The sequence below is a fragment of the Kribbella qitaiheensis genome (genome assembly GCF_042657745.1).
Taxonomy (GTDB): Bacteria; Actinomycetota; Actinomycetes; order Propionibacteriales; family Kribbellaceae; genus Kribbella; species Kribbella qitaiheensis.
The window spans coordinates 1-15,881 of sequence record NZ_JBHSKE010000008.1 but is presented as its reverse complement, the minus strand read 5'-3'; the positions used below and the strand labels follow the sequence as shown (position 1 = coordinate 15,881).

Genomic DNA, 15,881 nt, shown 5'->3' with positions numbered 1-15,881 from the left:
TGGATAAGGTGCGTGTTCCTCCTCGGACACTGAAACACCCGTTTCAACCCCAGAGGTGACACGACAACTCGTGTCACCTCTTCTTCATCTCCCTGCGGCGGGCGGTACGCCGACAACATGTTGCTGGCGGCAACAGTTTGATCACGGGACAGCGGACGATGACGAGGGCAACCGATGTCCAGCTCGGCTCATGCGGTCGCGACCCGACTGCCAGAAACCGAAGCCAGACTGACCTACCGTGTCACGAGGTATCGGCGTCACGTGGCATGCTGCGTCGGTGACCCTGTATCTACACCGCGCCGAGCGTACAGACCTGCTCGCTGACGGGCTGGGTGACGTGCTCGCCGTGCCACTCGCCGATCCGTTCGCTGAAGAGCTCGTAGTGGTGCCTGCGAAGGGTGTGGAACGCTGGCTTTCCCAGCGCCTTGCACATCGGTTGGGCGCCGCTCCGGGGCGAGGCGACGGAGTGTGTGCAGGAGTGCGGTTCACGACACCGCGCTCGCTGGTGTCCACGGTTTTGGGCCTCACGGATGACGACCGCTGGGCCGCGGATGCGATGGTGTGGCCGCTGCTCGCTGTGCTCGACGACTCGCTCGACGAGGGCTGGTGCCAGCCTGTCGCACGACACCTCGGCCATTTCGATACCGGCGCCGAAGCGGAGCTGCGCCAGGGTCGCCGGTATGCCGTTGCAGCGAGGCTGTCCCGGCTCTTCGCCGCGTACGCCGTACAGCGACCGACCGTCCTAGCTGACTGGAGCCAAGGTCAAGACACCGATGGCTGCGGGGCCCCTGTGGATGACGATCTGACCTGGCAACCTGAACTCTGGCGGCGTCTTGTCGAACGGATCGATGCACCGCCTCCGAACGTTCGCCACGCCGATACTCTTGCCCGGCTTCGCGGTCGGCCAGAGTCTCTAGACCTGCCGGCGCGAGTCTCGCTGTTCGGGCACACCCGACTCCCGGTCACAGAGGTCGAGTTGCTCTCGGGGCTGGCCGAGCACCGCGACGTACACCTTTGGCTCCCCAACCCCAGCAATGTGCTGTGGGCACGCCTGGCCGCAGCGGGTACCACCGCTGGCGACCGTGCCTCCGACACGAGCCACCAGGCAGCCGACCACCCGCTCCTGGCCACACTCGGGCGGGACAGTCGAGAGCTGCAGTTGTCCCTCTCCGTTGCGCCGGCAACTGATCGCCACATTCCTTCGCCAGCGATGGCCGACACACTTCTCGGCTGGCTACAGAAGGACCTGCGCAGCAACACCGTCGGGTCCGCTGGGCGCCACCTCACCGCTAGTGACCGTAGCGTGCGGGTGCACTCCTGCCACGGCACTGCCCGGCAGGTCGACGTACTGCGCGAGGTACTGCTGGGGATGCTGCAGGCTGACCCGACGTTGGAACCCCGCGACATCCTCGTCATGTGCCCTGACATCGAGACGTACGCGCCCTTGATCAGCGCTCGCTTCGGCCTCGGAGACCTACGCAACGACGGCCACCCGGCGCATCGGTTGCGGGTGCAGCTAGCCGACCGATCGCTCACCCAGACCAATTCCCTGCTCGGGGTCGCATCCCAACTGCTCGGGGTCGCGGGCAGCAGAGCAACCGCCAGCCAACTGCTCGACCTCGCCCAAACGGAGCCGGTACGCCGCCGCTTCCGGTTCACCGATGACGACCTGGACACCATCACCGCCTGGGTCCGCGAGTCGGGCGTCCGGTGGGCGTTCGACCAGGACCACCGCGAACCGTACGGCCTGGCCGACTACCCACAGAACACCTGGCGCTTCGGCCTCGACCGGATCCTCGCCGGCGTGACGATGTCAGCCGACGCGCACGCCTGGATCAACACGAGCCTGCCACTCGACGATGTCGGCAGCACCCGGATCGAGCTGGCCGGCCGGTTCGCGGAGTACATCGATCGATTGCAGGCGGCAACCAAACGATTGGACGGCACCCGGCCGCTCGCGGACTGGCTCGACGCGTTGCGCGCGGGGATCGATCAGCTGACCCGGGTCGTCCCCGACGACAACTGGCAGCTCAGCCAGGTCCACCGCGAGTTCGCCGAGGTCGCCGCCGACGCCGGCCCACTGGCCGAGACACCATTGAAGCTCCCCGATGTCCGGGCCCTCCTGTCCACCCATCTGGCCGGCCGGCCGAGCCGCGCCAGCTTCCGGACCGGCACGCTGACCGTCTGCACGATGGTGCCGATGCGGTCGGTCCCGCACCGCGTCGTCTGTCTGCTGGGACTCGACGACGGCGTCTTCCCACGGTTCGGCCTGACCGACGGGGACGACCTACTGGCCAGGACCCCGATCACGGGCGAGCGCGATGTCCGCAGCGAGGATCGCCAACTCCTGCTGGATGCGATTCTTGCCGCGACCGAGTCCCTGGTGATCACCTACACCGGCGCCAACGAGTACTCCGGACAACGGCGGCCGCCCGCAGTACCGCTGGGTGAACTCCTCGATGTCCTTGATCGCACCACCGAGACGAAGGTCCGGGATGCTGTCCTGATCAAGCACCCGCTCCAGCCCTTCGACCGCCAGAACCTCGAAGCTGGTCGTCTCGGTACTCCGGGACCTTTCACATTCGACCCGACCGCCCTGGTCGCAGCACGAGCCGCCGCAGGATCCCGGCCAGCACGGCCGGAGTTTCTGGACGGGCAACTGGCCGCGGCGGGCGACGAGGACATCGCGCTGGCTGACCTCCTGGCGTTCTTTCGTCACCCCGTGAAGGGATATTTCCGGGCACTCGACCTGACCCTGCCGTGGGAGGTCGACGGCGTCTCGGACGTGATGCCGGTGGAGATCGACAACCTGCAGAAGTGGTCGGTCGGCGACCGGCTGCTCCGCGACATGCTGGCGGGGGTCAATCCGAACGACGCCCTGCAAGCAGAGTGGCGACGAGGCACGCTGCCACCCGGGCGACTCGGCTGGCGGACCGCGACCGACGTACGCGATGAAGCCAAACAGCTCGCGATCAGTGCGCATCCGCACCGGCAGGCGAGTCCCAGGGCCTTCGATCTGGACATCGATCTCGGCGCAGGCCGGCGACTCACTGGCACCGTGCCGAGCGTGCACGGCTACCGGCTGGTCTCGGTCAGTTTCTCCCGTCTCGACGCCAAACAGTTGTTGTCCTGCTGGATTCAACTGCTCGCCCTGTCCGCCAACGACGACGACCACAACTGGACAGCGCTGGCCATCGGCCGGGGCCGGAACAGCCCGGCGAGCCGCCTCTTCGGCCCGGTCGGGCCGGAAGCCCGCGCCTTGCTGGCCGACCTAGCCGCAATCTACGACGCCGGTCGACGGGAGCCACTTCCGCTTCCGCTCAAGACCTCGTTCGCCTGGTACGAGGCACGCCGTACCGGCGACGATCCGGCCACCGCGGCCGGGAAACGCTGGCGCCCTACCGCCTACGACGGGGAGAACGCCGACCCCGCGCACGTCCGTGTCTGGGGCCCGTACAGCCGGCTCGACGACCTGCTGGAACCGACCCGACCCGAAGAGGAACGCCCGGGCGAGCCGACTCGGCTCGGGGCGTACGCCGCCCGACTCTGGGAACCGATGCTTCGCTTCGAGCAAGGAGCGACGTGATGGAAACCTTCGATCTTCTCGGTGAACTCCCCACCGGAACCGTCGTGCTGGAGGCGAGTGCCGGCACGGGCAAGACCTATGCGCTGGCCGGGCTGGTCACCCGCTTCGTGGCCGAGGGCCGCGCCAGGCTCGACGAGATGCTGCTGATCACCTTCGGCCGCGCAGCTAGCCAGGAACTCCGCGAGCGCGTACGCACCCAGCTACTTGAAGCCGAACTCGCACTGGCCGACCCGACCAGTTGGCGTGACGACGAAGGCCTTCTCGGTCACCTCGTCAAGGGCAGCGCCGACCAAATCGCGTTGCGTCACCTGCGTCTTCGCGACGCGCTGGCCAACTTCGACGCCGCCACCATCGCCACCACGCATCAGTTCTGCCAGCTCGTACTGCGCTCGCTCGGCATCGCGGGTGACACCGACGCCGGCGTCACCCTGGTCGACGACCTGGGAGAACTAGTCACCGAGGTGGTCGACGACCTCTACCTCAAACTCTTCGGGAATTCAGCAGACCAGCCGCCCATCACCCGTGGTACCGCACTCGAGATCGCGCTGAAAGCAGTCGGCAATCCGCACACCCGACTGGTTCCGGACAAGTACGCCGAGGCCTCGCCGGAGGGCGTCCGGATCGAGTTCGCGCACGCCGTACTGGCCGAGATGGAGCGTCGCAAACGCCGCCTCGGCATCCTTGGCTACGACGATCTGCTCACCCGCCTCGCGGCCGCGCTGGAGGATCCCGACGCTCCGGCCCGCAAGCAGATGCAGCGGCGGTGGTCGGTGGTGATGGTCGACGAGTTCCAGGACACCGATCCGGTGCAGTGGAAGGTGATCGACACCGCCTTCAACGGGCCCAGCACCCTGGTGCTGATCGGCGACCCCAAACAAGCCATCTACGCCTTCCGCGGCGGAGACATCGCGACCTACCTCGCGGCCGCGGCCACCGCCGGACAGCGGCGCACCCTCGATACCAACTGGCGTAGCGACCAGCCGTTGGTCGACTGCCTCCAGGTCGTCCTGGGCGGAGCCCAACTCGGCCACCAGGACATCGTCGTTCATCCGGTGGCCGCCCATCACCAGGGCAGCAGGCTCGCCGGAGCACCATCCGACGCGCCTTTCCGGCTCCGGGTCGCCCGGAGAGAGCAGTTCGGCTCGGCCAGGCGCAAGAGCATCCCGATGGACGAGCTCCGCGACCACATCGCTCGCGATCTGGCGGCCGACATCGGCTGCCTGCTGGCCGCCGGCGCGACGTACGCCGGTCAACCGCTCCGAGCCGGTGATGTCGCGGTGATCGTCGAAACGCACAAGGACGCGCGCGTCTGCCGGGAGGAACTGGCCCGGGCCGGCATCCCCGCCGTCTACTCCGGTGACCTCGACATCTTCGCGTCGCAGGCCGCCCAGGACTGGCTCTGCCTGCTCGAGGCGTTCGAGCAACCGCACCGCTCCGGCCTGGTCCGCGCCGCGGCGACCACCATGTTCTTCGGCGAAACGGCAGCGAGCCTACGGGCCGGTGGCGAGAAGCTCACCGACCGGACCGGGCAGACGCTGCGGGCCTGGGCGGACCGGCTGCGAACCAGCGGCGTCGCGGCGGTCTTCGAGGCCGCGCAGGCTCACGGGATGACCCAGCGAGTACTTGCCTGGCGCGGCGGCGAGCGCGACATGACCGACCTCACGCATCTGGCCGAACTGCTGAACGAGACCGCGCACCGTGAAGGTTTCGGGCTACCCGCCCTACTCGACTGGCTACGCGGGGAGTGCACCGGCAGCGGCCGGACGACGGAGCGGACCCGTAGGCTCGACAGCGACGCCGCCGCCGTGCAGATCATGACGGTGTGGGTCAGCAAGGGCCTGCAGTACCCCGTCGTCTACTTGCCGTTCGGTTTCACCCGCCACGTTGTCGAGGACACCGAACTGCTTGTCTTCCACCAGGACGGCGAACGGCGCCTCGACCTCGGCGGCAAGAGGCACCGTGGATACCGAGCCACCCAGAAACTCTGGCGAGCCGAGGAGGCCGGCGACGACATCCGCCTCACCTACGTCGCGCTGACCCGGGCCCAGTCACAGGTCGTGGCCTGGTGGGCGCCGTCCTGGGACGAGATCAACGGGGGAATCTCGCGGCTGCTGCGTGGCCGCAAACAAGGCGAACCGATCGTGCCCGACACTCTGGAAAGAGCATCGTCCGACGACGACGTGCTGATCTGGCTACGGCGCTGGCAGCGAGCCGGCGGTCCGGCGGTCGAGGACTCGGTCATCGCCGAGCATGTCGAGCCCGTACGCGAGCAGCTGCCCGGCGGGCTCGCAGCCGGAACCTTCTCCCGCGAGGTCGACCTCGCCTGGCGCCGTACGTCGTACTCGGGCCTGATCCGTGCGGCCGACCAGCAGGTGGGCGGTGTAGCCAGCGAGCAGGAGGAGAGTCAACTGGAGGATGAGTCCGTAGATCCGGTACCGACGCCTGAGGCCGCTCCGACCGATGCGCTGCCGTCTCCGATGGACGGGCTGCCGGCGGGAGCCACGTTCGGGTCGCTGGTCCACGCAGTGCTCGAAGACGCGGACCCACACGCGCCCGACCTGTACGCCGAGCTGGCCGGAAAGGTCCGCGAGCAGTTGCGATTCTGGCGGGTCGACGTGACTCCCGATGCCCTGGCCACCGCGATGCTGCCGCTGCACAGCACGCCACTCGGGCCGCTAGTTCCCGGGCTGACCCTCGGCGATCTGGGCCGCGCCGACCGGCTCCGCGAACTCGACTTCGAGATCCCGTTGGCTGGAGGCGACCAGACGGTTGCGACCGATGTACAGCTGGCCCAGTTGGCCCCACTGCTCCGCACACACCTGTCAGCCGACGATCCGCTCCTTGCGTACGCCGACCGGCTCGAGCAGCCGCTGCTAGGCGGACAGAGTCTGCGGGGCTACCTCTCCGGTTCGATTGACGTCGTACTGCGCGTCCCCAACGGCGAGAGCCACCGGTTCGTAGTGGTCGACTACAAGACCAACCGGCTCGGCGATGCCGAGCAGTCCGCTACCTCCGCGGAGTACGGCTCGGAGCAGCTAGGTGCCGCCATGCTGCACTCCGACTATCCGTTGCAGGCGATGCTCTACTCGGTGGTTCTGCACCGGTACCTCCGTTGGCGGCTGCCGGCCTACGACCCCGAAGTACATCTCGGTGGGGTGATCTACCTCTATCTGCGCGGAATGTGCGGACCGGAGACGCCTCTGGTGGACGGGCACCCAGCAGGGGTATTCAGCTGGCCGATGCCGACAGCGCTCGTACTGGCGCTGTCCGAACTGCTCGACGGGAGCACGACATGACCACGCCGGTCGACGAGTTCGACTCGACCCTGGCGCTTGCCGCGACCGGGATCCTGCGCGACTTCAACAGAGCCGGCGTGATCCTGGCCGCCGACGTCCATGTGGCCTCCCGGCTCACGATGCTGCTTGCCGAAAGCAACGAATCGGTGGCACTGGCCTGTGCACTGGTGGCGCGAGCCGTCCGAGCCGGATCCATCTGCCTCGACCTCACCGAGGTCCGTGATGAAGTCGGCGACGACGGCGCCGAGCTGACCTGGCCCGCCTTGGACGAATGGCTTGCGGCACTAGCGGCCAGTCCCCTACTCGCTGCCCCGCGTCCACTCCACCTCGAGGACACTCTCCTGTACTTCGATCGCTACTGGCGAGAAGAGGAGCAAGTCGAGCACGACCTTCGTCGGAGGGCCAGCCGAGCCGCCCCAGAGATCGCCGACGAAGCAGCTCTTCTTGCAGGGCTTGACCGACTCTTTCCCGGTACTTCGTACATCGAGCAGCGGACGGCGGCAGAGACTGCGGCTCGTCAATGGACGACGGTTCTGACGGGTGGCCCTGGTACCGGCAAAACCACCACCGTCGCCGGCTTGCTGGCCCTCCTCGCGGAACAGGCAGAGATCGCCGGGGATCGCCGCCCGTGGATCGCACTGACCGCTCCAACCGGCAAGGCCGCTGGTCGCCTCGAAGAGGCCGTACGACGCGAGATGTCCGAGCGCCTTACCCTCAAGGACACCGAAAGGCTGGGCGAATTCCACGCCAGGACACTGCACATGCTGCTCGGTGGGCGCACTGACTCGTCGAGCCGATTCCGCCACGACCGAGACAACCGCCTGCCGCACGACATCATCGTCGTCGACGAGACCTCGATGGTTTCGCTGACGATGATGGCGCGGCTATTGGAGGCGGTCCGGCCAGAGGCCCGGCTGATACTGGTTGGCGACCCCGACCAACTAGCCTCCATCGAGGCAGGGGCGGTGCTCGCCGACCTCGTCGAGGGACTGGTCGCCGGCGGGCACATCGAAGCAGCCGAGCTTCGCACCTCCCACCGATTCGGAAGCGAGATCGGTGACTTGGCACTGGGTGTCCGCGAAGACCGCCCCGAAGACGTCCTCGCCGTACTGCGCAGCGGCGGTGACTGGGTGCATTATCTCGAGGACGACGACCCCTGCGAAACCCTACGGTCCGCTTTACTTCCCGACGTGCTCGCAATCCGAGAAGCCGCCGAAGCGGGAGATACCGACGCCGCCCTGGCAGCACTCGACCGGCACCGCCTGCTCTGCGCCCACCGGGAAGGTCCATGGGGCGTCAACCACTGGAACCGAACCGTCGAGCGCTGGATCACCGAAGAAACCGAAGACCCACTTTGGGACACCTGGTACGTCGGCCGACCGGTATTGGTGACCGCCAACGACTACGCCCTCGGCATCTACAACGGAGACGTCGGAGTAACGATCCGACGCCCCGACGGCTCCCTGCGAGTCTGCATCGACAGCTCCCGCGGCCGCCTCGACTTCGCCCCCAGCCGACTCGGCAACATCGAGACCCTCCACGCCATGACTATCCACAAAGCCCAAGGCAGCCAAGCCGCCGAAGTCACCGTCCTGATGCCAGGCGAAGAATCCCGCCTCCTCACCCGCGAACTCTTCTACACAGCGATAACACGCGCCCAAGACCGAGTACGCGTCGTAGGCACCGAGGCTGCCGTCCGCCTAGCCGTCAGCCGCAGAGCCCTCCGCGCCACCGGCCTCGGCCAACGGCTAACCGACGGCAACTGACCGGCGCGATCCCGCGTTGCGCCATCCTTCCAAGCCTCGCCAAGCGCGCCTAGACTCCCGAGATGGTGAGCGGGATATTGGACGAAGCAGACTGGCCAACCGTCCCAGGCTGGATGTGGCTGGAAGTGTGCGGCGGACCAGACGGAGCTACAGTGCCGTTCTTGCAGCTCTCGTACACCCGAGGCGCAGAGGCAGTCGACTTACCCCTGCCCTACAGTCCTTCCCTGCTGCTGCTCTGGTGGGCATTAGTCGCAGACCTTCTCCAGCCCGGAGAAGAGCCCGGATGGGTGCCGGCGTGGGTGTGGACAGAGCAAAGCAGTCACACGCAATTCGCGTTGGCGTCCTTGGACCGAACCAGCGATGTGACCCCACGACAACTGACCCTGCCCACTTCAACGCGAGGGCGGTCGGCAGTCCGAAAGGCCGTGGCTCAAGGGCTCCTGCAGTTGACCGGAGAGCGAGTAGTGGAGGCCGCTGTCGCAGCCCTTGAGTCCGCCCAGCACGACCATTCCATCGTCATCGAGCCGGAGATGACCGAGCACACCATCGATGATGACGATCTGCCGACTGACCCCGCGGACGCCGGCCGTTCAGAGGACGGCGATGATGCCTGGCCCACCCTGCCGGTGTGGATCTGGCTCGAGGCAGACAAACACGAAACCTGGCAAGCGAATGCACGCCTGAGTCCTACTGATGGCATCCCTGCCTCGGCTGTCGAGGCCCCAGTGTCCCCAGTAGGCCTCACCCGTTTGTGGTTGCCAGTCGTGAAGGCCCTGAGAGACCTCGAGAACGGAAACATGCTCATCAGAACTGTGCCGGTGTGGCTCTGGACCGAACAGGATGACAACGGGCTGGTTGCCTGGTTCTCGTTCGAGCGCGCGCCGGCGTCAAGGCAAAACTGCTCGACATCCCCTACGACGAAAGGTCTCTCACCGCCCTTCGTGAGGGACTGGGCGCGGCAATGATCTGGCTGACTGGTTGCGAGTCGCCGGATGCGGCAGCGCGGGAACTCATGAAGCAGCCCTTGAGTACGCTGACGCCGCACGGAAAACCCCATACCGGCGTCAAACGCAAACCTAAGAGCCCTACGAAGAAGCGCGCGGCCAACAGATCAAGCGAGCGCAAAATGGTCATCCCGCGGATCCGAATCGTCAGCGGTGGGGCACCCGGCTTGGGCAAGCGCCGCTAGCCCGGCCGGTACTCTCAGCAATGGTGGCCTCGGCCCGGAATGCCAGAACTCAGGGATACATGTGGTGCTCACCGAGAAACGTCTCTCCGACGACCCTGAGCATCCGAGATCGCCAAGGCTTGAGCCCGATCGCCCCAGCACACCAGTGGCCTGATGGAAACATCAGGCACCCGCGTTTTGTAGTTGTAGGAGACGTCCAAGCCCAAGGCGCCGTACAGCTCGGCCAGATCACCTCGATCCGCCTGATCCAGCACCGTCTTCATCGCGCCTAGTTCCTCCACCATCACGCGGATGTCCGCGGTGCTCAGCCGCTCGGCCGGCTCCAAGGCCTCCAGTCCGGCAAGAGCGGCCTTCCTCCCGGCCACGGCTGCGTTGTATTGACTCGCCAACGCCTCGGGGTCCCAACCAGCCTCCAGAGCACGTTGAAGCCGCGTCATCGTCGCATCCGCGTCGGCGATTTTCTTCCGGAACGCTCGCTCGGCCGCATCCGCGGGATCCTCGTCGCCCCTGTGCACCCGCCAGAAGTGCGACGGTCTGATCAAGATTTGCAGGACCGAACAGTCCCGCAAATCCACTCGTTCACACCGTCGGAGAGGTGGTCCTCGCGGACATAGACCGTCGGCGGATGCCCAAGGGTCGCCCTCGACCCTGGAATCAAGGTCCGTGCAGCACAGCGGTAGAACATCGTGTGCTTCCGCGGAGAGCCCTCCATCTTCCGCCCGCGGGTCTCACACCGGATCGTTCCGCGGAACAGGTACGACGCTTTCGGCTCGACTCGAGTCTGCGGCTGAGACGCTCGCGCCGCCATGTCCGAGCCACGACGAGCGCGCATCTCCAACTGGACCCGTGTGAAGACCTCCACGGAGACGATGGCCGGGTGCGCAGGTTCACGCGACCGCACGATCTTCGACTGGGCAGACCGTCGAAACCTCACGATGTGGCCGGCCGCAACGTCATCGGGGTCCAACAGTTCCTCAACTTTCTGCCTGTCAACGGACAGCCGGACTTCCCTGTGTGTGGACGGTTGGTCTCCTTGCTGGCGGACGGTTGATCTCCCTGTCCGCGGACAATTGATCGCCCGGTAGGTCAGTTCAGGGGCATCACTCCTCGTCCGGCGGTGGCCTCGGACAGGCGGAGTGAGGTGCCTTCGGTGAGGACGACGTGGGCGTGGTGCAGGAGTCGGTCGACGGTCGCGGTGGCGAGTGTTTTGGGCATGATGGTGTCGAAGCCGCTGGGGTGCAGGTTGGATGTGACGGCGATGCTGCGGCGTTCGTAGGCGGCGTCGACGACGCGGTAGAAGGCCTCGCCGGCGGCTTGTCCGGCGGGGAGCATGCCGATGTCGTCGATCACGATGAGTTCGGCGCGGGTGATCTTGGCGATGGTTTTGGCGACCGAGCCGTCGACGCTGGCGCGGCCGATCGCGGCGGTGAGGGTTTCGAGGGTGAACCAGGAGACCCGCAGGCCGGCGTCGATGACCTTGTGCGCGAGGGCTTCGACGAAGTGGGTCTTGCCGGTGCCGGACGGTCCGGCGATGGCCAGGTTCTCGGCGCGGCCGACCCATTCCAGGGTGGCGAGTCCGGTCTGGGTTCCGGGTGGGATGGAGGAGTCGTGTTCGCGCCAGGACTCGAACGTCTTCCCGGCCGGCAGTCCGGCGGTTCGGCGGCGCATCCGGCGGGTGGCGTCGTCGCGGCCGCGGATCTCCTCGGTGATCAGCACCCGCAGTACTTCGGCGGGGTCCCAGCGTTGCGCGCGGGCGGTGGCCAGCACGTCGGGTGCCGCGTTGCGCAGGTAGGGCAGCCGCATCCGCTTGAGCACCGCGAGCAGCTCGTCGGGCAGCGCCGGCGGGGTCGGTGTGGTGTTCATCGGCCGAATCCCTTCCAGGCGGCGGTGCCGGGCTGGACCGAGTGGGTCTCGTCGGCGACCACCAGGTCGGCGCTGGGTGCACCGCCTGCGCGGTGCTCGACGATCGCGAGCAGGTCGCCGTCGGCGAACCGTCCTGCGGTGGCGGCGATCCCGAGGGCGGCGTCGACCGGCGCGGTCCCGACCAGCGCGGCGAACTCGACCGCGGTGGTCATCTTCGACCGGACCCGCTGCGCGCCGGCCGCGGCCGCCTCGACCAGCCAGGACTGTGCGCCAGGTCCGAGTGCGAGGAACGCTTGCTCGGCCGAGCTGCTCGGGCGTGGTTGGGGTGGCCGGGGCCCACCGTCGGGGGTCTGCGGATGGTCGGGGTAGTGGCCCAGGTCGATCCGCGGGTTCCCCGGTGTCGACAACCGGTGCCGGGCCACCTCGGCCAACCCCGTGTCGGTGTCGGCGACGATGACGAGCTCGTCGCCCTCGGCTCGGGCCCAGACCTCGGCGCCGACCAGTCCTGGTGGGGTGGAGTAGCGCACCGACCCGAACCGGATGGTCTGGTCGGTGTTCACGCACCTGGTCTCGCCGAGGGCGGCGGTGAACGGTGCCATCGGCAACGGATGCAGCCGGGCCCGCTCGGCGACCAGTGCCTCAACGGGGATCCGGCCGGTCTCGCGATGCACCCTGCCGTTCACCTCGGCGCAGAACGCTTCACTCGCCTGAGCCAGTTCGGTGAACGAGTCGTAGCCGGGCAGCAGGTTCGCCTCGGTCGGCACCAGGTCGGCCTTCGCGATCCGCACCGTGGCCTCCGACCCACCCTTGGACTCGGGGTCGAACGGCACACAGGTGTGCACCTGGATCCCGTAGTGCCGGCCCGCCGCCACGATCGCGGGGTGCCGGACCGCGACACCGGCGACATGCTCGACGGTGACGGTCTTCTCGTTGTCGGTCAACGCATACGTCGGCACCCCACCCAGCCTGCGCAGGGTCGCGTCCAGACAGGCCAGCAGCGTCCCCAGCCGACGGTCCCAGGTCGGGATCACCACCCGGAACCGCGACCACGCCAACCACGCGCAGAACAGCAACGTCGAACGCGCCCGCCCGTCCGGGCCGGGCACCACCGGCCCGGCGCCCCAGTCGAACTGCAACCACAACCCCGGCTCGGTGATCCACGGCCGATACGTCCGCCGGTGCCCGGCCCGCCACGCCGCCTTCACCTCCGCGACCGCGCGGCGGGTGGTGCGCTCATCACCGGTGAACCCCACCGCCTGCAGCCGCTCGTGGATCACGTCGGCGCGGACCTTGCCCTGCGAGCGGTCCACCCACTCCTCGACCTTGGCCAGATACGGGTCGACGATCCGCGGCCGCCGGCCCGGTCCCGTCACCGCACGGCCCTCGTCACGAGCCGCGACATACCGGCGCACCGTCTTCGGATCCACCTTCGCGATACCAGCCGCCGAATGCGCACACCCGGTCGCATCGAACGCTTCCAGAATCTCCATGATCTCCCTGTCAGACTTCTTCACAGTCCCTCCGGTGAACCGGACTCGAGCGTGGTCAGAGACCTCGAGCCTCGACCCGGAGGGACACCTCATTCCGGACCGACACGAGCCGATCCACTGTCCGCGGAAAGGGAGATCAACTGTCCGCGAGAAGGGAGATGTCGTGTCCGCCAACAGGGAGATTGGCATGTCCGCTGTCACTGCCAGCGCCCGTCGATCGCGTAGCCGGTGTAACTCGGATTCGTGCGGCATCGCATCGACGTCACCAGGACTGTTTCAGGGCGTACTCGACCCCGGCATCGCACTTGTTCGGGTGCGCGATGTGAAAGTGGCGCTCGCGTCCCGCCGGGTTTATCGGGCGGGGAAGGCGCTATCGGCGCTCAGCAGAATCAGCTGCCCGGCACCTCTTCTGTTCGTTCGCCACTGCTTCGACGAGTCGGGATTGGTGCGTTCGAGCAGTCGGGCTCCGCTCGGAGGCAGCAGCTCGCAGGTTCGGCCAGCGTCTGTTGCGGCGATGTCGTCAGTTGGTGTTCGGCTCGCCTGCTGACGGCGTGGTGTTCGCCGTGCCGGCATGCTCTGGCACGGGTGGGTGCAGGACCAGGACAGCGACGACCAAGGTCATGACGACGGCTGTGATCGCGAAGGGAATCGGGAGTATCGGGTCGAGGAGGATGAGGACGACTGCCAGGGGGATGACTGCGTTGACGACGCGGTCGGCGGCGCCACGGAGAGCGATCCACCAGATGCCGAGGACAAAGATCGCGATCGGGACAGCGATGGTGAAGGAGGCGGTGACTTCCCCGAGTTTGCTGTGGTGGGTCAAGACGCCGATCTCGACTTCAATGCCCGCCGACAAGGCGCCGGCTGCGGCGAAGACGAAGTAGTGAACGTAGCCGTAGCGCAGAGAGCTGCCGAAGGCACTGATGGCTCGGTGATGTGGTGGCCAGAAGTACATCCACCACAGAGCCGCGGTGACCACGAGGGTGAGCACGGCGATCGAGATGAGTGAACCGAGGGCTTGATCGTCGTGCAGGGCCTCGATGATGGCATTGGCCGAGGCGAGGAGGCTCTCACCGAGCAGGATGAGGGTGAACAGACCGTAGCGTTCCGTGATGTGGTGTGGGTGCCACGGTGTCGTGCCCTGCCTCTCGGCGATGATGGGGATGGCGATCTCGGCCGCGATGAGTACGAGCAATGCGACGGACGAGACGGGGCCTGTCAGCAGCAACTGGAGCAGCCAGAGAGCTTGGACGGTGGCGATGCCGCCGGCGTAGATCTGCGTGGCGCGTCGGCTTTGTCCTGCGGACCGGGAGGCGCGGAGCCACTGGGCGACCATCGCGACGCGCATGACAACGTAACTCAGGACGAGGACGGTGTAGTCGCGGTCGGCGAAGACGCGTTCGATGCCGGCGGCCAGGACCAGTACGCCGCCCATTTGGACGATGGTGAGAACCCGGTAGAGCCAGTCGTCGGTGGCGAAGGAGGTGGCGAACCAGGTGAAGTTCATCCAGGCCCACCAGATGCCGAAGAACACCACGCTGTAGGCGAGCAGGCCGTCGATGATATGCGCCTCGGTGAATGCGTGATGGAGCTCGGCCGCGGCGATGCTGACGGCCACGACGAAGACCAGGTCGAAGAACAGTTCCAGCGATGAGGCGGTCCGGCCGGGCTCGTTGGGGTCGCGTGGCCGCATCGGGACCAGGCGAGACTTCGCCAGCGCAGCGGTGGGTAACGTCATCACCCGTCCTTTCGCAGAGCCGAAGGACCATGCGGCCCAAGTGCCTCCCAGTGGAAGTCGCGCTTCCGGCAGTCGCGGCTCGCAAGCTCAGGTCAGTGGCGCCAGGTCGCGAAAAGCGCGTCCGGCTCTCCGTTTGAAAGTGCGCCGCCTTAGAACGTCTCCTCCGAGCTGGAACGCATATGGCTCCAGATCCGCGGAGTACACCTCGACCATGTGTGTCGGGTCCATGCCGATCACGTCCGTGGTGCGCGGATTCGGCGTTGACATCACCACCCCGACGAGCGCCTTCTGCTGCATCCGCTCGATCAGGGCGCGCCAGTTGGCCAGGTGCTCGATGATCTCCAGGGCGACGAAGAAATGCGCCTCCCGCGGTGGCGTCCAGTAGTTCAGATTGACACCGTCGATGCCGCCGTCCACGGGGATGTACCGTCCCCGCCACCCGTACTCCGCGCGCAGGCAGTAGTCCAGTTCGGTCATGCCGGCGCCGACGTCCACGATCGTCATGTCATGGGTGAGGCCGCTCGCTGTCAGCCAGTCGGCGGCAGCGCGGTACCGGACTGCACGGAATTCGTACTTGCCGGTGCGATCGTCCAGGTAGGAGTCGCAGGACTGAATGGTGGGGGTCCAGGTCATGCTTCAACTGTCGGAGCCGAGCATGAGGGCGCGCGCCTGTAAGGCCCCCGGCCACCCCCGGGTCTGAGGCCGAGGGCCAACGGCGGACCGCGACGACTGGATCAGAACAACCCGGCACCGGGCGACGTACCGGGAGGGCGACCCGGGCATTGGCCCGGGACTACGCGGGTGCCCGGGGCCAGCCTTTGCACCCAGAGTGGCGGCATCCCCTCACCAACGGACTCACCGCATTAGGAGAACTCCATGAGGACTCATCCCAAGCACAGGACCGCCACTCCCCCAGGCCGCCGCCGGAGAATCGCTGCGCTCGGGGCCGCCGT

General features: G+C 67.1%; 9 protein-coding genes. 4 read left to right on the top strand and 5 right to left on the bottom strand.

Annotation, left to right across the window (positions count from 1 at the left end):
• The first annotated feature begins 238 nt into the window (after positions 1-238).
• The 4 genes from recC (at position 239) to ACFPJ1_RS09185 (ending at position 9,613) form a co-directional block, all read left to right on the top strand.
• The gene (recC, locus tag ACFPJ1_RS09200) at positions 239-3,586 is read left to right on the top strand and encodes an exodeoxyribonuclease V subunit gamma (protein ID WP_380102967.1); all 3,348 of its coding nucleotides are present in this window, start codon (positions 239-241) and stop codon (positions 3,584-3,586) included.
• Positions 3,586-6,882 (top strand): UvrD-helicase domain-containing protein, encoded by a 3,297-nt coding sequence (locus ACFPJ1_RS09195; protein WP_380102965.1) that lies wholly within the window; start codon positions 3,586-3,588, stop codon positions 6,880-6,882. Before recC ends, ACFPJ1_RS09195 begins: the two co-directional genes overlap by 1 nt.
• Positions 6,879-8,648: an exodeoxyribonuclease V subunit alpha gene (gene recD / locus ACFPJ1_RS09190; protein ID WP_380102963.1), complete on the top strand. Its 1,770-nt coding sequence runs from the start codon at positions 6,879-6,881 to the stop codon at positions 8,646-8,648. The genes ACFPJ1_RS09195 and recD overlap by 4 nt, the downstream gene beginning before the upstream one ends.
• Positions 8,649-9,112: 464 nt before the next feature.
• Positions 9,113-9,613, top strand: coding sequence for a hypothetical protein (locus ACFPJ1_RS09185; protein ID WP_380102961.1), 501 nt, complete (start codon positions 9,113-9,115; stop codon positions 9,611-9,613).
• A 292-nt stretch (positions 9,614-9,905) separates the two neighbouring features.
• On the opposite strand, the gene ACFPJ1_RS09180 is transcribed toward ACFPJ1_RS09185, so the two are convergent.
• From ACFPJ1_RS09180 to ACFPJ1_RS09160, 5 genes are all read right to left on the bottom strand, one after another.
• A complete protein-coding gene (locus tag ACFPJ1_RS09180) occupies positions 9,906-10,379 on the bottom strand; it encodes a hypothetical protein (protein ID WP_380102959.1) in 474 nt (157 codons plus the stop codon).
• A 544-nt stretch (positions 10,380-10,923) separates the two neighbouring features.
• Positions 10,924-11,700, bottom strand: a complete 777-nt coding sequence (gene istB, locus ACFPJ1_RS09175) for an IS21-like element helper ATPase IstB (RefSeq protein ID WP_380102958.1) — start codon at positions 11,698-11,700, stop codon at positions 10,924-10,926.
• Positions 11,697-13,190, bottom strand: a complete 1,494-nt coding sequence (istA, locus tag ACFPJ1_RS09170) for an IS21 family transposase (RefSeq protein ID WP_380102956.1) — start codon at positions 13,188-13,190, stop codon at positions 11,697-11,699. The genes istB and istA overlap by 4 nt, the downstream gene beginning before the upstream one ends.
• A 520-nt stretch (positions 13,191-13,710) precedes the next feature.
• Positions 13,711-14,928, bottom strand: a complete 1,218-nt coding sequence (locus ACFPJ1_RS09165) for a low temperature requirement protein A (protein ID WP_380102954.1) — start codon at positions 14,926-14,928, stop codon at positions 13,711-13,713.
• An 87-nt stretch (positions 14,929-15,015) separates the two neighbouring features.
• Complete coding sequence (locus ACFPJ1_RS09160) at positions 15,016-15,561, bottom strand: hypothetical protein (RefSeq protein WP_380102952.1); 546 nt, start codon at positions 15,559-15,561, stop codon at positions 15,016-15,018.
• Between the last annotated feature and the right edge of the window lie 320 nt (positions 15,562-15,881).